Genomic DNA, 17,100 nt, shown 5'->3' with positions numbered 1-17,100 from the left:
GCCTTTTTCGCCACGGGAGCCGACATGCTGAGAGTGCAAAAGGTCAAGGTGGACGACATCTACGTGCCGACCGCGCGCAGGAAGACGCTGCATCCCGAGACCGTCCGGCATCTGGCAGAGGACATTCTGGAAAACGGCATGAAGACGCCGATCCAGGTGCGCCATGACGGCAAGCGCCATATCCTGGTCGAAGGCCTGCACCGGCTGGAAGCGGCGAAGTGGCTCGGCGAGACCGAGATCGACGCCTATCTGGTGCAAGCCAAGCGCCACTAAGCTCTCATTCGGCGTCCGCCGGAATCGGCCAGGCGAAGTTTTTCGCGAGACCGTGTCGGGCTGCGCGTTGCCCACTCGTCCTTGAGACGGAAACCGGCATTCAAGCCAACTCTTTAGCAAGCAAGTGAGGGGACCATCATGACGACCAAGCTCGACATCGCCCCCAACTCCGACCGTGAACTGGTTCTTGCCCGCATCATCGATGCGCCGCGCGAGAACGTCTATCGCTGCTGGACCGAGCCGAAACTCGTAACGCAATGGTTCGCGCCAAAGCCCTGGACGACGCCGCGCGCCGAAATGGACGTGCGCACCGGCGGCTCCAGCCTGGTCGTCATGGCGGGACCCGACGGCAACGAATTCCCGAACCCCGGCATCTTCCTCGAAGTCGTGCCGGGCAGGAAGATCGTTCTCACCGACGCCTATACAAAGGCCTGGGAGCCGTCCGAAAAGCCGTTCATGACGGTTGTACTGACCTTCGAGGATGAGGGCGAGGGCAAGACCCGCTACATCGCTCGGGTTGCGCATTGGTCCGTCACCGATCGCGAAAAGCACGAGAAGATGGGCTTTCACGAGGGCTGGGGCCAGTGCGCCGACCAGCTCGAGGAACTAGCCAAGCGGCTTTGATACCAGCGGACGGGAGGAGACCGACATGTCCAGATCGATGTTTTTCGCCATCTTCGCCTCGGCTGCTGCGCTCTTCGCTGCGCCGGGCTCCACCAAAGCCGAGGAGGCAAAGCCCGCCATGATCACCGAAATGAAGGCGATGCCAGAGCCGGCGAAATCCGGCCTGCTGCCGATCAACGGCCTGAATTACTATTACGCCGTCTACGGCAACGGCGAGCCGCTGCTTCTGCTGCATGGTGGTCTCGGCACCACCGACATGTTCGCGCCGATCCTGCCTAAGCTTGCCGAGAACCGCACCGTCATCGGCGTCGACCTGCATGGTCACGGCCGCACCGCGCTCGGCGACCGGCCGCTCAGCCTGGAGGCGATGGGTGACGACATGGCGGCGATCGTCAAGGCGCTCGGCTACGAGCAGGTCGATGTCATGGGTTACTCGCTGGGCGGCGGCGTTGCCTTCCGCATGGCCGTCCAGCATCCCGAAACCGTGCGCCGGCTGGTCCTGGTCTCGACCGGCTATGCCTCGGACGGCTTCTATGCCGACATGCGCACCCAGCAGGCGCAGGTCGGCGCGGCGATGGCCGACATGATGAAGGACACGCCGATGTACAAGTCCTACGCGGCGGTCGCGCCGCATCCGCAGGACTTTCCGAAGCTGCTCGATCAACTGGGCGCCCATATGCGCAAGGACTATGATTATTCCGCCGACGTGGCGAAGCTGAAGATGCCGGTCATGCTGGTTTTTGGCGACAGCGACATGTACCGGCCCGAGCACGAGATCAAGTTCTATCAGATGCTCGGCGGCGGGTTGAAGGACGCCGGCTGGATGCGCGAGAACCTGTCGCAGAACCGTTTGGCCATCCTGCCGAACCGCACCCATTACGACGTGTTCTTCGCGCCGGAACTGGTGGCCGCCGCGCTGCCCTTTCTCAATGGCGAGACCAAGGTCAAGACCTGGGACGAGATCGTCAGCGAAACGAACTGACAGCCTGACAACTGCCTGCCGGCCGTCTCCCGCGAGATGGCCGGCGACGCTCGTTGCGCATCGCGCCTGATCGCACGTTCGGCCTGCCGCATCACGCCAACAGATGGCGCCATCAAAGATTTTCAATTGACGCTCCTATCCCGGCAGCTACCTTGCTGCCAATCTTCAGAAAGAGGGGCTCAGGCAATGGCGAAATATCAGGGCGGCTGCCTGTGCGGGGCGGTGCGCTACCGCACTGAGGCCGCGCCGATCAACGAGCGCGTCTGCCATTGCCGGCTTTGCCAGAAGGCGCTGGGCGCTGCCTTCAACGCCCGCGTGCTGTTCCGTATCGACGATGTGACCATCGACGGGCCGGTGGCGACGGTGAATTCCTCGCCCGATCTCAAGCGCGGCTTCTGCCCGGGCTGCGGCACGACGATGTTTTCCCGGCGCGACTCCGCCGGCATCATCGGCGTCACCTCAGGCTCGCTCGACGACCCTTCGATATTCAAGCCGCAGATGCATATGTGGACCGCCTCGAAGCAGCCCTGGGTGCAACTCGACGACGGCCTGCCGCAATATGAAGGCGCGCCACCGCCGAATTGAAGCGCAGCGCGTGCCCAATTTTTTCATCCGGGACACGAGATAGCCGGCAAAGCGTCATTGGCGAGCCATCATTGCCACCTATCTATTACGTGCGGGTCGGCAGTCGAGGAGGCGACGGATGAACGACAGAATCAACACCCTGGATGAGCTTTTGAGCGATCCGATGGTCAAGCTCGTGATGGAGCGTGACCGCGTGCAGCCGGCCGAGCTTCGCACGCTGCTTGAAGAAAAAGTTCGCCGGGCGGAGGACGATGTGCCGGTCGTCAATCGCCCGGTCGACGATCGACCCGTCGAGGATCGCTTTGTGCCGCCCGCTCACGTGGTAGCCAAGGCCTGCCACACGCTATGGCTGTGTGGCTAGCAGCGGTGCAGGGTCGGCGATCCTTCGTGCGCCCTCTGCCCCTGCCGGCGTTTTCAAGCTCTCGCCGCTACGGCGATCAAGCACGCCATGTATTCTGTTTGCCCAGTTCTCGTCCTAACAATTTGATTCAAACTTTGTTGGTAATTTCTCGTTAGTAATCTGGACTGGTTTGTCCGGCGGCGTTGTCTTGCCCTCGGTCTGTTGTGTTCTGCGTACAGGTCCAGATGCGGTTATCAGGCGTCGTCATCTTTGTGCTCGCGTCTCTGTGCCTTGCCGGCTGCACATCCACGTCCGGCGTCGACGCGTTGCAAGTGCCGTCCAGCGAGACGACCAGCTCGGTTGTGCGGCCGCCGGCGCCGGTAGCGTCCGTCGGTGCGGCCGATGCGGCGCCCGACTTCGCGCAGGAAGAGGCGGCGGAGCCGACTGTGGCGATGGCCACTCCAGAGCCTGTGGAAAGCATCGAACCACCCGCCGAGCCGATTGCCCTGGTGGCGCCGACGCGGCTGGCACGGACAGCACCGATGCTCGCCGAGCCGGTCCAGCGCTATCGTTTTCGTGACGCCAAGCCGATCAATTTCGGCAGGGCGTCGCCCAGACACCTCGCTGTTCACGGCGTCGACGTCTCGCGCTGGCAGGGCAACGTGAACTGGGACAAGCTGCGCGCGCAGGGCGCGAACTTTGCTTACATCAAGGCGACCGACGGCGGCGATCATCTCGACCCGATGTTCAGGAAGAACTGGCGCAATGCCCACGCCGCCGGCCTCAAGCGCGGCGCCTACCATTTCTTCTACTGGTGCCGCACGGCCGGCGAGCAGGCCGACTGGTTCATCCGCAACGTGCCGAGGGTCGAGGGCGCCTTGCCGCCGGTGATCGATGTCGAGTGGAACGGCGAATCCAGCTGCAAGCGGCGGCCGTCGCGGCAAAAGGTGCTGGAGAAGATGCAGGTGTTCATGGACAAGCTCGAGCGCCACTACGGCCAGCGGCCCATCATCTACACCGCGCCTGATTTCTACCGCGACAATCTGCGTGGCGCATTTCTGGACTATCCATTCTGGCTGCGCGCGGTGGCACAGCACCCGTCAAAGGTCTATCCCGGCCGCAAATGGGTGTTCTGGCAGTATTCCGGCTCCGGCCTGTCGCACGGGGTGAGGGGCCGCATCGACCTCAACGTGTTCCACGGCGACGAGAGAGCCTGGCGGAACTGGGTCGGCGGGCGGCAGATGGTGGCCGAGGCGGAGTAGGGCGTCCTTCCGGGGCTGGAGCTTCTTGCTGTTCGCGCCTGTGGGGCGCTGATCGCGGCCGCAAAAAGCCGCCATTTGCAGGCCAGTATGAGGTGAATATCGACGGACCCTGACCGCCTGTCGCGGAAGTGTCATCGATCCGTCATCGCTTTGAAATGTCGTTCCCGCAAATCAGGTGGATTCCATCGAACAGGAGACGCCACCCGTGCCCCGCCATTCCGCGCTTCTCGTCCTGACGGCAGCGCTTGCTGCCTCCGTTTCGCTGCCGGCCCATGCCGACATGATGTTCAACCGGGTCGCGAGCTTCGCGGTGGCCGGAAACCTCCCGGCGGATGTCGAAAAGACCACGCCGACTTCGTCCGAGATCATCACGGCGAGCGAAGACGGCATGACGCTGGTCTATTCCGATAGCCCGCTCGGTGCGGTCGGCTTCATCGACATCGCCGATCCCAAGGCGCCCAAGGCCGGCGGCATCGTCAAGATCGACGGCGAGCCAACCTCGGTTGTGGTCATCGGCGGCAAGGTGCTGGCCGGCGTCAACACGTCCCAGAGCAAAGCCAAGCCTTCCGGCAATCTTACTATCATCGACCTCGCCTCAAAGGCGATCGAAGGCACCTGCGACCTCGGCGGCCAGCCGGACTCGCTGGCGTTCAGCAAGGACGGCAAGTTCCTGGCCATCGCCATCGAGAACGAGCGCGACGAGGATCTGAACGACGGAGAAATTCCGCAGATGCCGGCGGGCGACCTCAAGATTTTCACGCTTGCCGAAGGCCAGCCTGATTGCGCGGCGATGAAGACCGTCAACCTGGCGGGCATTGCCGAAGTCGCGGCGGAAGATCCGGAGCCGGAATTCGTCGCCTTCAACGAGGCCGGCGAGATAGCGGTCACGCTGCAGGAAAACAACCACATCGCCATCGTCAACGCCGAAACCGGCGCGATCGTCACGCACTTCACCGCAGGCTCAGTCGCGCTGGACAAGATCGATACCAAGAAGAACGGCGCCTTGTCCTTCGATGGCAAAATGGAAAACGTCGCGCGCGAACCCGACGCCGTGAATTGGCTCGACAATGACCGTCTCGTCGTCGCCAACGAAGGCGACTACAAGGGCGGCTCGCGCGGCTTCACAATCTTCAGCAAGAAGGGCGAGGTTCTCTACGAATCCGGTCCATCCTTCGAGAACCAGGTCGCCAATGCCGGCCATTATCCGGACGACCGCAACAAGAAGGGCGTCGAGCCGGAAGGTCTCGAGACCGGCGCGTTCGGCGAAGACAGACTGGTTTTCGTTGCTTCGGAGCGTGGCTCCGTTGTCGGCGTCTACAAGGACACGGGTGCGGAGCCCCAGTTCGTCCAGATCCTGCCGTCCGGCATCGGCCCGGAAGGCCTGGTCGCGATCCCGTCGCGCAATCTCCTGGTCACCGCCAACGAAGCCGACCTGGTTGAGGACGGGCTCGCCCGCTCGCACGTGATGATCTACGAGCGCTCGGAGGGTCCCGCCACTTACCCGATGATCACGGCAAAGCTTACGGCAGACGGCACGCCACTCGGCTGGGGTGCGCTTTCGGCGCTCGCGGCCGACGACGCTGCCGGCAAGCTCTTCGCGGCCTCGGACTCGTTCTACGCCAACGCGCCGTCGATCTTCGAGATCGATGCCACCCAGACGCCGGCGCTGATCACTGGCAAGACCATCGTCACGCGTGGCGGCCATCCTGCACAGAAGCTCGACATCGAAGGTATTGTCGCCGACGGTGAAGGCGGCTTCTGGCTTGCCAATGAAGGCGATCCGGCAAAGCTCGTCCCGCACGCCATCCTGCGCGTCAACGACAAGGGCGAGATCAAGCAGGAAATCGGCTTCCCGATAGAACTGCTCGCCCACCAGACCCGCTTCGGTCTCGAAGGCATCACTGCGGTCGGCGAGGGCGACGACCTGACGCTGGTGATGGCCGTGCAACGCGAATGGGCCGACGATCCCAAGGGCCAGGTCAAGCTTCTGGCCTACAAGCCGCAGGCCAAGGAATGGTCGGCGGTGCGTTACCCGCTCGAAGCGACCGAAGCTGGCTGGATGGGCCTGTCGGAGATCACCGCGCATGACGGCAAGCTCTACATCCTCGAACGCGACAACCAGATCGGCGACCTGGCCAAGGTGAAGCGCGTTTATTCGGTGGCCCTCGACGCCTTCAAACCGGCCAAGCTCGGTGGCGAACTGCCATTGGTCGAAAAGACGCTGGTACGCGACATCATCAGTGACCTGAAATCAGCCACCAACGGCTATGTCATCGACAAGGTCGAAGGTTTCACCATCGACAGGAACGGCGATATCTTCGTCGCCACCGACAATGACGGCGTCGATGATTCTTCCGGCGAAACGCTGTTTCTCCGCCTGGGCAACATCAGCGCCGTGAACTGAGGGTGGTTCTTTCCTTCTCCCCTTGTGGGCTAGCGTGCGCACACATCTGCTTCGGAGAGGTGTCAAGGGAGTTTGGTCGGGTAGCAGGTTTGGCTTGTGGGGTTGGAATCATGTGTGATTCTGTAGCTGCCATTGTTGATTCGGGAGATTTCGACGATGGCTTTGCTGCTTGGATACTTCGGCGACCTGCGCCTGCAAAAAAGGGGAGCATGGTGCTGGAGCGCATGTGCACGCGCGTCAGCGCGGGCCTGCGCAGGCTGGCCGATACGCGGGCGGAACAGATTGCGTTCACGCGGCTGTTTCGCAATCCCCAAGTGACGGTGCCGGAGATCGTGCGCACGGCGGCGGCGCGAACGGGCGAGGCGGCGGCCGGCCGCCATGTGCTGATCATTGAGGACAGCAGCGAGATCAACTATGAGGCCAAGGCCTCGCGCAAGCGCGGCCTCGGGCATGTCGGCAACGGCAAGGATGTCGGGCTGTTCGTCCACCCGGCGCTGGCCGTGGATGCCGCCGACGGCTCGGTGCTGGGGCTTGCGGCTGCCACGATCTGGCGGCGCCGGGGGCAGAAGGCGCACGACTACCAAGCCCTGCCGATCGAAGCCAAGGAAAGCTACAAATGGATCGCCACCGCCAAGGCGGCCCGCCAGGCGCTGACCGACACGCCGCTGGCTACCGTGATCGGCGACCGCGAGGCCGACATCTACGAAGTGCTGGCAAGGCTGCCTGACGAGCGCACGCATGTGCTCATCCGCGCCGTGCGCGACCGGGCTCTGGGTGAGCAGGGCGGCCGTCTGTTCGGCGAGATCGCCAAAACGCCGGAAGCCGGCCGGACCGCCTTCGAACTGCAGGCGCGTCCCGGCCGACCGGCGCGCAAGGTGCAACTGGCCGTTCGCTTCGCCGCGGTCGCCTTGCGCCAGCCGCGCCTTGGTGCCGACTGTCGCGATCCGCGCGAGATCACGCTCAACATGGTCGAAGTGCGCGAGATCGATCCGCCTTCGCCCAAGGAAGCGGTGATCTGGCGGCTGTTGACCACTCACGCGGTCAAAACGCTCGCCGACGCTTGCCGCATGGTCGATCTCTACCGGTTGCGCTGGAGCGTCGAACAGCTGTTCCGAACCGTGAAGTCGCAGGCCATCGATCTGGAGGAAAGCCTGCTTGCCGATGGTGAGGCACTCGAACGGCTGGCCGCGACCGCGCTGATCGTCGCCACCAGGGTCATGCAACTCGTGCACGGGCGCGATGCCGCCGGCCAGGCCTTCAAGGCTGCACGCCTCTTCAGCCCCGCCGAGATCACCGTGCTGGAGGCGCTGATTGCCAGGCTCGAAGGCAAGACCCAAAAGCAGAACAACCCGCATCCGCAACACACGCTCGCCTGGGCCGCTTGGTGCATCGCCCGGCTGGGAGGGTGGAACGGCTACGCAAAGGAGCGGCCGCCAGGTCCCGTCACCTTCAGCAACGGCCTCAAACGCTTCCACGCCATCGCCGAGGGCTTCGCTCTTGCAAATCCAAACTAATCCCCGCCAAATCAGATGTGTGCGCACGCTAGCGAGAGTGGGGAGAGGTGGCTCGGCGCGTAGCGCCAAGACGGTTGAGGGGTGTTGGACAGAGTGCTGTCGCGGCCAAGCTGGAGCACCCCTCATCCGGCCGCTTCGCGGCCACCTTCTCCCACAGGGGGAGAAGGCAGAGCTGCGCCTGATCACGGCGCTTGAAGCATTTCGGCCCGATCTTACGACCGGGCCGATGATGTCGCGTTTTTAGCGCTGCAGATTTTCAGCTGCACCCGCTCGTAGCCCCACAGGTATCGCACTTCTCACACGTCCCGTTCCGCACCATGGTGAAGTTGTGGCATTCCGAGCATTCGTTGCCGGTGTAGCCCTGCATCAATGATTGCTGACGCCGGGTAGCGGCAAGCGCCTTCGCCTCGGCCGCTTCTTTCGCGGCATCGTCGGTGAACAGCCCAGTCGGGTCGGTTGCTTCTTCGTAGACGATGTCCTCGACCAGTTCCCTGGCCCGCTCTTCGTAGTCTCGCTTATAGGCGATCGCTTCGTCGCTGGCCGGCTTCAGCGCCAGCACATTGGAGCCTGAGAACGCCGTCGGCGCCGAGCGAGTGGGGACGGCAGCGGGAGAGGGACTTGAACCCCCAAACCCCTTAGGGTCGGCGCTCATGCCCGACACCAGTTTGACCGGCGAGACGCCGCGCGTCAGCCCCTTCGAGAACGGCGTCGCCTTGCCTTCGTTGATGCCGCGGCCAAGTGCGGTCTTGTCGAAATCCGACTGGTCGACATGGGCGAGGTCGTGGCGTTCCAGATAGGAGACGGCAAGTTCGCGGAACACATAGTCGAGGATCGACGTGGCGTTCTTGATGGCGTCGTTGCCCTGCACCATGCCGGCAGGTTCGAACTTGGTGAAGGTGAAGGCTTCGACATATTCCTCGAGCGGCACGCCATACTGCAGGCCGAGCGAGATGGCGATGGCGAAGTTGTTCATCATCGCCCGGAAGGCGGCACCTTCCTTGTGCATGTCGATGAAGATTTCGCCAAGACGACCGTCATCGAATTCGCCGGTGCGCAGATAGACCTTGTGGCCGCCGACGACCGCTTTCTGGGTATAGCCTTTGCGGCGGTTCGGCAGCTTTTCGCGGTCGCGATAGAGGCGTTCGACGACGCGTTCGACGATCTTTTCAGTCACCTGCACGGCGCGCTGTGAAGCCGGCGCCGCGATCAGCTGTTCGACGGCATCGTCCTCGTCGTCCTCGACGTCGGCAAGCAGCGAGGCGTTGAGCGGCTGCGAGAGCTTAGAGCCGTCGCGATAGAGCGCGTTGGCCTTCAGCGCCAGCTTCCACGACAGCATGTAGGCGCCCTTGGCGTCTTCCACCGTCGCGTCGTTCGGCATGTTGATGGTCTTGGAAATGGCGCCGGAGATGAAGGGCTGGGCCGCCGCCATCATCTGGATGTGGCTATTGATCGACAGCGAACGCTTACCGATCTTGCCGCACGGGCTGGCGCAGTCGAACACAGGCAAATGCTGGTCTTTCAGAAATGGTGCTCCCTCGAGGGTCATCGCACCGCAGACATGGATGTTGGCGGCCTCGATGTCCTTGCGCGAAAAACCAAGCGCCGGCAGCATCTCGAACGAGAAATCGTTGAGCTGCTCGTCGGTGAAGCCAAACGTCTCCTTCACCCAGTCCGAACCCAGCGTCCACTGGTTGAAGACGAACTTGATGTCGAAGGCCGATTTCAACGCTGCGTTAAGTGCCGCGATCTTGTCGTCCGTAAAACCTTTTGCCTTGAGCGAACCGGGGTTCACGGCTGGCGCCTGGTTCAGATTGCCGTGGCCGACCGCGTAGGCCTCAATCTCGGCGATCTGGCTTTCCGAATAGCCAAGCGTGCGCAGCGCTTCCGGAACGGCGCGGTTGATGATCTTGAAATAGCCGCCGCCGGCCAGCTTCTTGAACTTGACCAGCGCGAAGTCGGGCTCGATGCCGGTGGTGTCGCAATCCATGACCAGGCCGATCGTGCCGGTCGGCGCGATCACGGTCGCCTGCGCATTGCGGTAGCCATGCTCCTCGCCGAGCTCGATGGCGCGATCCCAGGCAGCCTTGGCATGGGCGGCAAGCTCCGGCTGCTTCAGGTCGGAGGCGACCAGCGGCACCGGGTTGACGGCGAGCTTCTCATAGCCGTCCCTGTCGCCATAGGCGGCACGGCGATGGTTGCGCATGACACGCAGCATGTTCTGGGCATTGCGGTCGTAATCGGGGAAGGCGCCGAGCTCGGCGGCCATTTCGGCCGAGGTGGCATAGGCCGTGCCGGTCATGATCGCGGTGAGTGCGGCGCAGATGGCGCGGCCCTCGTCGGAATCATAGGGAATGCCTGATGTCATCAGCAGGCCGCCAATATTGGCGTAGCCGAGGCCGAGCGTGCGGTATTCGTAGGAGAGCTTGGCGATCTCCTTCGACGGGAACTGCGCCATCATGACGGAAATTTCCAGCACCATGGTCCACAGCCGAACCGTGTGCTCGTAGGCTGATATATCGATGGTGCCGTCGGCGTTGCGATAGGGCAGCAGGTTGATCGACGCCAGGTTGCAGGCGGTGTCGTCGAGGAACATGTATTCCGAGCACGGGTTGGACGCCCGGATCGCACCGGCCGCGGCGCAGGTGTGCCAGTCGTTCATCGTCGTGTTGAAGTGCAGGCCCGGATCGGCCGACGCCCAGGCGGCATAGCCGATCTTTTCCCACAGATCCCTGGCTTTCAGCGTCTTCAGCACCTTGCCGTCCTTGCGGGCGGTGAGATGCCAGTCGCCGTCCTGCTCTACGGCGCGCAGGAAATCGTCCTTCAGCGAGACCGAATTGTTGGAGTTCTGGCCCGAAACGGTGAGGTAGGCGTCCGAATCCCAGTCGGTGTCGTAGGTCTTGAACGACATCGAGGTGTAGCCCTGCTTGGCGAACTGGATGACGCGGTAGATGTAATTCTCCGGCACCCCGTCCTTCTTGGCCAGCTTGATCTCGCGCTTCAGCGCGGTGTTGATCGCCGGGTCGAAGCAATCGTCGTCCTGGCCTTCGCAGTTGATGCAGGCCTTCATGATCGCTTCGAGGTGCTTCTTGACGATCTTGGAGCCGGTGACCAGCGAGGCGACCTTCTGCTCCTCATTGACCTTCCAGTCGATGAATTCCTCGATATCGGGATGGTCGGCGTCGACGATGACCATCTTTGCGGCGCGGCGCGTCGTGCCGCCCGACTTGATGGCGCCCGCCGCGCGGTCGCCGATCTTCAGGAAGCTCATCAGGCCGGACGAGCGGCCGCCGCCGGACAGCTTTTCGCCTTCGCCGCGCAGAAACGAGAAGTTGGAGCCGGTGCCGGAGCCGTATTTGAACAGGCGCGCTTCACGCACCCACAAATCCATGATGCCGCCTTCGTTGACGAGATCGTCCCGCACGCCCTGGATGAAGCAGGCATGCGGCTGCGGATGTTCGTAGGAAGACTTCGACTTGGTCAGCTTGCCGGTGAACGGGTCGACATAGAAATGGCCCTGGCTCGGGCCGTCGATGCCATAGGCCCAGTGCAGGCCGGTGTTGAACCATTGCGGCGAGTTCGGCGCGACGCGCTGGGTGGCCAGCATATAGGCAAGCTCGTCGCGGAAGGCGCGCGCATCTTCCTCCGACTTGAAGTAGCCGCCCTTCCAGCCCCAATAGGTCCAGGTGCCGGCGAGGCGGTCGAAGACCTGGCGGGCGTCGATCTCGGAGCCGTAGCGCTCGGCCTCGGGCAGCTTTGCCAGCTCGGCCTCGTCGGCGACGGAGCGCCACAGGAAGGAGGGGACGTCGTTCTCCTCGACCTTCTTCAGCCGAGCCGGCACGCCGGCCTTGCGGAAATATTTCTGCGCTAGGATGTCGGCGGCAACCTGGCTGAACTGCGCCGGCACATCGATGTTGTCCAAGCGGAACACCACCGAGCCATCCGGATTTTTGATCTCCGAAAGCGCCTTGCGGAATTCGATCTCCGCATAAGCCGACTGCCCTTGCTTGGTGAAACGACGCTCGATGCGCATTGGTCCTATCCCTTGCTTTGTCTATATATAGCGCCTTTCCCGGGGGATTTCTGCCCCCATTGCGAAACGCGCATGTCCGCCGTCTGCCGGCGTTCGAAAACGGCCGGCTCCTTTTCACAGGCTCCGCCCGCCCTGCTGGTCGAACTCCTTGCGAAGTAGCCGTCCAACGCGCCGACGAACCCTGCGGGTCCTCAAAACTGAAACTTTTTTGCGACTCCCTCAATCGAGGGACTTTCACACTATCTAGCGTCGAACCTACCTGCAAACACTAAATATAGTATTAACAGACAATTTATTCCAGTCCGACATTTTTCCCTTTCGTCCCCCAAAGACCCCACAATCCCAACGCTCCCGCCGGCCTCGTAACCAGGCGGAAATGCGGCAAAACGCACATAATCCGGGAAAAAGACCGGGCTCAGAACTTTCCGGTCGCACTCTCAACAGGAGCGCACGGCCTATAAAAGGCGACTCGTTTTGCGCCGTCAAGGATTCGTTTGTGCCGCTTTTGTGACCCCAACATCTTGTGTGTCACATTTGTGGATAACGGGGATAGAATTGCCCCAGGGGATTTCGATTAGCCCACGCGCAGGCAATCGGCCGCGACAACGCATGCCAAAGCTGGAGTGGCCAAATCGATTCTCTTCGCCAAAGAACATCGCCGGTGATGCGCGGCAGGTGCACGGCTTTGGCCGGTGCGCCTGTGCTTGCTCAGGAGAACTGGTGCGGGTCGGCACAGAAATAGGCGATGATCTGGCCAAGGTCAGGCTCGTTGACCATGCGCACGGCCTCGGCGGGGCTGACCCATTTGCGGGTGCGCGACCGCTTTTCCTTCCACCGGTCGGCGATCTTGTCGACCTGCAACGGAAATACCAGGACCTCACAAGGCACTTCCTCGCCGGAAGCCAATGCCTTGGCATAGAAGTAGCGGCCGGCTTCGTGGTGGGAGATCGTGCCGCGCAGTCCGGCTTCCTCGCCGGCCTCGCGCGCCGCCGCCTCGCAAAGCAGTTCCTTGGCCTCAGGCCAGCCCTTGGGAAGCACCCAGCGGCCGGTATCGCGGCTGGTGATCAGCATGATCTCGACGTCATGCCTAGTATCGCGCCAGGGCAATGCTGCAACCTGCAGGCGGCACGGGGCCGTGCCGAAGAGCCGCTGGACCCTTTCGGCCAAATGGTTGTGCGTTGCTGGCCTCGTCAACATCGGAGAAGCTTGCCCCAGCCTCCAGAATCATCTGCCGTCTCGTGAATCTTACGGCTAATCATGAGCAATAAAAGTAAAAAACCTCCTACGGACTGGTTAACCACACCAAATATCGTGCACCGCGGCACGCTTTCAAGAAGTGCTCGCCGGCAAGAAGTGCTCGCCGGCATGTTCCAGGAGAAAAAGCAGTTGCCGCGAATCAGCCGGCGTGGTCGTCGGCGATCGGCTTCTGGTAGGTGAAGCCCATATCCCACGGAAAATAGATCCAGGTGTCCTGGCTGACCTCGGTGACGAAGGTGTCGACCAGCGGCCTGCCTTTCGGCTTGGCATAGACAGTGGCGAAATGCGCCTTAGGCATCATGGCGCGCACAATCCCCGCCGTCTTGCCGGTGTCGGTAAGGTCGTCGATGATCAGCACGCCGGCGCCGTCATCGGCGAGCAGTGCCGGCGTGACCTCCTTCAGCACCTGCAGCTGCCCCTGGCTGGCGTAGTCGTGATAGGAGGCGACGCAAACCGTCTCGATGACCCGGATGCCGAGTTCACGCGAGATGATGGCGGCCGGAACCAGGCCGCCGCGCGTGATGCAGACGATCGCTTTCCATTGCCCTTTGTTGGCGCCGGCAAGCCGCCAGGCGAGTGCACGCGCGTCGCGGTGGAACTGATCCCAGGAAACAGGAAAGGCCTTTTCGGGAAGGGACATTTTTGTGCGCACTCCGCAGCGCGCGAAAAACCGCGCGCAGACACTTGAAGGAATGCGCGCGGAATTAACTGGAAAGCCTTGGCCTTGGCAAGGGCGGCGGCAAGCGATCCCTGTGAACTTACCTCTTATCGACTTACCGTGACAGGAAAGCTGCCACCGGCAACGTGCGCAGCACCGTGCGCGTGACCCCGCCGAACAGAAGCTGGCGCAGCCAGGAATGGCTGTAGGCGCCGAGCACGAGCAGGTCGGCGCCGGTTTCGGCGACCCTGGTCTGGATCACGTCGTCGACCGAGTGGCCGCCCGATTGCAGCACTGAGACGCTGACGGTAGCGCCGTGCCTGGACAGGGCGGCGGCGATTTCGGCGCCGGCCGCCTCCGGAGCCTCGTCGAGCGTGTCCGGCGGGTCGATGACGACAATATCGGTCTTCTCGGCCTCGATGATGAAGGGCAGCGCGTCGAAGGCGGCGCGCGCGGCTTCCTTGCTGCCGTTCCAGGCGAGCAGCACATGCTTGAAGCTGGTGACGAGCGGGCCTGAGTGCGGCACGACCAGCACCGGCCGGCCGGCGTCATAGACCAGCGTGTCGACATCGGCGCTCGGATCGCCGCCCGACTCGCGCTGCGCGGCGATGATCAGGTCCGCGGTGCGGACGGTTGGGATGCCGGTCAGCGCGCTGTCTCCGGAAAAGCTCTCGAGGCTGCGCCACTCGAAGGACAGGCCGGAATCCTCGATATGCCTGAGGAAAACCGCCCGCAATTTTTCAGCACGCTCCTTGCTCATGTCGGCCGAAGCCTGCAGGAACTCGGTGTCGGGAAAGCCGGTGGCCGAGGTGTAGGGGACGGGAAGCGCTTCGGCATGAATGCCGATGAGATGGCTCTGGAACCTGTCGGCAAGCGGAATGGCGCATTCGAGCACGCGCTCCGCGTCCTGTTCGTTCTGCAGTATGGCGACGATGGTCTTGAATCGCATGGTGATCCCTCATTTTACGGCGATCGAAACTCGCCCGCGAGAAACGTTACAGCACCATGCTTAGTTCCGGCTAATGCATGTCGCCCAAAAGTGCGCAGCGGTTTTGGGATAACGACATGCATAAAAACAAGAACCTAAAGCGCGTCGAATGAATCCTTTCAGACGCGACGCGCTTTAGATCAGGTGGCCGCGCTGGCGAGACCGGCGACCATCGCCTCGACATCGGCGTGGGCGGCGTCCAGCGCTTCCTGGCTGCGGGCACGGACGACCAGTTCCGTCCAGAACTTGCCGTCGCCATATTTCGGGTAGGACCCGATGATCGTGTCCGGATGCGCCTTCTGGATGTCGCCCAGCGGTCCGCCGACCAGGCCTTCGCCGAACGGACAGTGCACCGTCGCCGACAGCATTCTGGTGCCGGCCTTCAGCGTCGGCACCACATTGTCGAGCATGGCCTGGAAAATCGCCGGCACGCCGGCCATGACATGGACGTTGCCGATGCGGAAGCCCGGCGCGATGGACACAGGATTGTCGATATGGTCGGCACCGCGCGGCATCCGCGCCATGCGCTTGCGCGCCTCGGTGTATTCGATGCCGCGCGCGGCGTAGCTCGCTTCCAGCATGGCATAGGCCTTGGCGTCGTATTCGCAGGGCACGCCAAAGGCCTTGGCAATCGCATCCGCGGTGATGTCGTCATGCGTGGGACCGATGCCGCCGGTCGTGAAGACATAGGTGTAGCGGGTGCGCAGGGCATTCACTGCGGCGACGATCTCGTCTTCCTCGTCGGGAACGATGCGCACCTCCTTCAGGTCGATGCCGATCGCCGTCATGATGTCGGCGAGGTGGCCGATATTCTTGTCCTTGGTGCGGCCGGACAGAATCTCGTCGCCGATGACCAGCATGGCGGCGGTGACGATTTCAGGCATGGCAGGCTCCGGCAAAAGGTCAGTTGAGATAGCGCGGCGGATGGCCGGCGGCAATATGGTATTGAAAGTGCTGCTGCAGCAGAGCAATCGCTTCAGGTTTGCGCTGCCCCTCATCGCCCTGCCGGGCACTTCTCCCCGTATAATGACGGGGAGAAGGACGCCTTCGCAAAGGATTTCGCTAATCTCCAGTGTTGCAGAAAGGGCGCCGAAATTGCGGCCAGCCCCTTCTCCCCGTCACTATACGGGGAGAAGATGCCGGCAGGCAGATGAGGGGCGGCGCCGACTTCGACAATTGGCCGAGCACCTGCTTTTGTCTGAAGAGATTGCGCTGGCTGCCGCAGCCTAGCAGGAACGCGTCAATGCCTTCATCAGGAGCAGAGCCGACCGCGTGACCGCGGCAGGGCGCTATTCCTTCACCGCACCGGTCATCGAGGACACGTAGTGCTCGACAAAGAACGAATAAAGCACGACCACCGGCAGGGAGCCGATCAGGGCTCCAGCCATCAGCGCTCCCCATTCATAGACGTCGGAGCGGACAAGCTCCGTAAGCACCCCGACGGGCACAGTCTTGTTTTCGGACGACTGGATGAACGTCAGCGCATAGATGAATTCGTTCCATGACAGGGTGAATGCGAATATGCCGGCGGAAATCAGGCCGGGCACCGACAGCGGCAGCACGATCTTGGTTAGAATCTGCCACCGGCTCGCCCCGTCAATGAGCGCGCATTCTTCCAGTTCGAACGGGATGGAGCGGAAGTAGCCCATCAGCAGCCAGGTGCAGAAGGGCACCAGGAAGGTCGGGTAGGTGAGAATGAGTGCGAAGGGTGTGTCGTAAAGCCCAAGGTTGAACACCATCACCGACAGCGGGATGAACAGGATCGAGGGCGGCACGAGATAGGCGAGGAAGATCGCGAGCCCGACCTGCCGCGCCCCGGAAAACCTCAGCCGTTCGATCGCATAAGCCGCGAACACCGCAGCCAGCAGCGACAGGAACGTGGCGGCGGTGGAGATGATGATGGTGTTGAGCAGCCAGCCCGGATAGGACGTGTCGAACAAGAGATAGCGGATGTGCTCGAATGTCGGATGCACGACCCAGAACGGATTGAAATTGGCGTAGTCGGTCATCTCGTGATTGGGCTTAATCGCCGTGATCGTCATCCAGTAGAACGGGAACAACAGCACGATGACGAACACCAGCAACGGCAGATAGACCGTCACCACGCGCCGCGGCAGGCTCTGAAGGTAGCCCATGCCGCCTTCGTCGAGTTCCGGACGTTTCGTTTTTTTGATCGCGGCCAT

The 17,100-nt window shown here is 62.5% G+C and carries 14 protein-coding genes; 8 read left to right on the top strand and 6 right to left on the bottom strand.

From position 1 onward, the window contains the following. The first annotated feature begins 24 nt into the window (after positions 1 to 24). The 8 genes from IHQ72_RS23455 to IHQ72_RS23420 all read left to right on the top strand — a co-directional run bounded on the left by IHQ72_RS23455 (position 25) and on the right by IHQ72_RS23420 (position 7,984). Entirely contained in the window at positions 25 to 273 is a 249-nt protein-coding gene (locus IHQ72_RS23455; protein WP_095490758.1) for a ParB N-terminal domain-containing protein, read from the top strand. A gap of 138 nt (positions 274 to 411) precedes the next feature. Then, the gene (locus IHQ72_RS23450) at positions 412 to 897 is read left to right on the top strand and encodes an SRPBCC family protein (protein ID WP_258117545.1); all 486 of its coding nucleotides are present in this window, start codon (positions 412 to 414) and stop codon (positions 895 to 897) included. A gap of 25 nt (positions 898 to 922) precedes the next feature. Continuing rightward, the gene (locus tag IHQ72_RS23445; protein ID WP_258117544.1) at positions 923 to 1,879 is read left to right on the top strand and encodes an alpha/beta fold hydrolase; all 957 of its coding nucleotides are present in this window, start codon (positions 923 to 925) and stop codon (positions 1,877 to 1,879) included. Between the two features lie 186 nt (positions 1,880 to 2,065). Then, entirely contained in the window at positions 2,066 to 2,464 is a 399-nt protein-coding gene (locus IHQ72_RS23440) for a GFA family protein (RefSeq protein ID WP_258117542.1), read from the top strand. Between the two features lie 118 nt (positions 2,465 to 2,582). After that, the gene (locus IHQ72_RS23435; protein WP_258117539.1) at positions 2,583 to 2,825 is read left to right on the top strand and encodes a hypothetical protein; all 243 of its coding nucleotides are present in this window, start codon (positions 2,583 to 2,585) and stop codon (positions 2,823 to 2,825) included. A gap of 224 nt (positions 2,826 to 3,049) precedes the next feature. After that, positions 3,050 to 4,066 (top strand): glycoside hydrolase family 25 protein, encoded by a 1,017-nt coding sequence (locus tag IHQ72_RS23430; protein ID WP_258117538.1) that lies wholly within the window; start codon positions 3,050 to 3,052, stop codon positions 4,064 to 4,066. 205 nt (positions 4,067 to 4,271) lie between these two features. Then, entirely contained in the window at positions 4,272 to 6,470 is a 2,199-nt protein-coding gene (locus IHQ72_RS23425; RefSeq protein WP_258117537.1) for an esterase-like activity of phytase family protein, read from the top strand. Positions 6,471 to 6,679: 209 nt separating this feature from the next. Continuing rightward, the gene (locus IHQ72_RS23420; RefSeq protein ID WP_258117536.1) at positions 6,680 to 7,984 is read left to right on the top strand and encodes an IS4 family transposase; all 1,305 of its coding nucleotides are present in this window, start codon (positions 6,680 to 6,682) and stop codon (positions 7,982 to 7,984) included. A 256-nt stretch (positions 7,985 to 8,240) separates the two neighbouring features. Here the strand turns inward: IHQ72_RS23420 and IHQ72_RS23415 are convergent, their stop codons facing one another. The 6 genes from IHQ72_RS23415 to IHQ72_RS23390 form a co-directional block, all read right to left on the bottom strand. Then, positions 8,241 to 12,014 carry a vitamin B12-dependent ribonucleotide reductase gene (locus tag IHQ72_RS23415; RefSeq protein WP_258117534.1) on the bottom strand — a complete coding sequence of 1,258 codons (3,774 nt, stop codon included), beginning with the start codon at positions 12,012 to 12,014 and terminating at the stop codon, positions 8,241 to 8,243. Positions 12,015 to 12,722: 708 nt separating this feature from the next. Further along, on the bottom strand, positions 12,723 to 13,211 hold the full coding sequence (locus IHQ72_RS23410; RefSeq protein ID WP_258117533.1) for an NUDIX hydrolase: 489 nt from the start codon (positions 13,209 to 13,211) through the stop codon (positions 12,723 to 12,725). Between the two features lie 199 nt (positions 13,212 to 13,410). Beyond that, on the bottom strand, positions 13,411 to 13,911 hold the full coding sequence (gene gpt / locus IHQ72_RS23405; RefSeq protein ID WP_023798205.1) for a xanthine phosphoribosyltransferase: 501 nt from the start codon (positions 13,909 to 13,911) through the stop codon (positions 13,411 to 13,413). 133 nt (positions 13,912 to 14,044) lie between these two features. Beyond that, the gene (locus IHQ72_RS23400) at positions 14,045 to 14,878 is read right to left on the bottom strand and encodes a universal stress protein (RefSeq protein ID WP_258117531.1); all 834 of its coding nucleotides are present in this window, start codon (positions 14,876 to 14,878) and stop codon (positions 14,045 to 14,047) included. Between the two features lie 179 nt (positions 14,879 to 15,057). After that, entirely contained in the window at positions 15,058 to 15,801 is a 744-nt protein-coding gene (locus IHQ72_RS23395) for a competence/damage-inducible protein A (RefSeq protein WP_258117529.1), read from the bottom strand. Between the two features lie 405 nt (positions 15,802 to 16,206). After that, positions 16,207 to 17,100, bottom strand: a complete 894-nt coding sequence (locus tag IHQ72_RS23390; RefSeq protein WP_258117528.1) for a carbohydrate ABC transporter permease — start codon at positions 17,098 to 17,100, stop codon at positions 16,207 to 16,209.

Source organism: Mesorhizobium onobrychidis, assembly GCF_024707545.1.
Taxonomy (GTDB): Bacteria; Pseudomonadota; Alphaproteobacteria; order Rhizobiales; family Rhizobiaceae; genus Mesorhizobium; species Mesorhizobium onobrychidis.
This window is presented reverse-complemented; position numbering and strand designations above follow the sequence as displayed.

Excerpts from the sequence above, each read along its gene's own strand:
- IHQ72_RS23455 (WP_095490758.1), top strand. The coding sequence starts at position 25 with ATGCTGAGAGTGCAAAAGGTCAAGGTGGACGACATCTACGTGCCGACC.
- IHQ72_RS23450 (WP_258117545.1), top strand. The coding sequence starts at position 412 with ATGACGACCAAGCTCGACATCGCCCCCAACTCCGACCGTGAACTGGTT.
- IHQ72_RS23445 (WP_258117544.1), top strand. The coding sequence starts at position 923 with ATGTCCAGATCGATGTTTTTCGCCATCTTCGCCTCGGCTGCTGCGCTC.
- IHQ72_RS23440 (WP_258117542.1), top strand. The coding sequence starts at position 2,066 with ATGGCGAAATATCAGGGCGGCTGCCTGTGCGGGGCGGTGCGCTACCGC.
- IHQ72_RS23435 (WP_258117539.1), top strand. The coding sequence starts at position 2,583 with ATGAACGACAGAATCAACACCCTGGATGAGCTTTTGAGCGATCCGATG.
- IHQ72_RS23430 (WP_258117538.1), top strand. The coding sequence starts at position 3,050 with ATGCGGTTATCAGGCGTCGTCATCTTTGTGCTCGCGTCTCTGTGCCTT.
- IHQ72_RS23420 (WP_258117536.1), top strand. The coding sequence starts at position 6,680 with ATGGTGCTGGAGCGCATGTGCACGCGCGTCAGCGCGGGCCTGCGCAGG.
- IHQ72_RS23415 (WP_258117534.1), bottom strand. The coding sequence starts at position 12,014 with ATGCGCATCGAGCGTCGTTTCACCAAGCAAGGGCAGTCGGCTTATGCG.
- IHQ72_RS23410 (WP_258117533.1), bottom strand. The coding sequence starts at position 13,211 with ATGTTGACGAGGCCAGCAACGCACAACCATTTGGCCGAAAGGGTCCAG.
- gpt (WP_023798205.1), bottom strand. The coding sequence starts at position 13,911 with ATGTCCCTTCCCGAAAAGGCCTTTCCTGTTTCCTGGGATCAGTTCCAC.
- IHQ72_RS23400 (WP_258117531.1), bottom strand. The coding sequence starts at position 14,878 with ATGCGATTCAAGACCATCGTCGCCATACTGCAGAACGAACAGGACGCG.
- IHQ72_RS23395 (WP_258117529.1), bottom strand. The coding sequence starts at position 15,801 with ATGCCTGAAATCGTCACCGCCGCCATGCTGGTCATCGGCGACGAGATT.
- IHQ72_RS23390 (WP_258117528.1), bottom strand. The coding sequence starts at position 17,100 with ATGGCCGCGATCAAAAAAACGAAACGTCCGGAACTCGACGAAGGCGGC.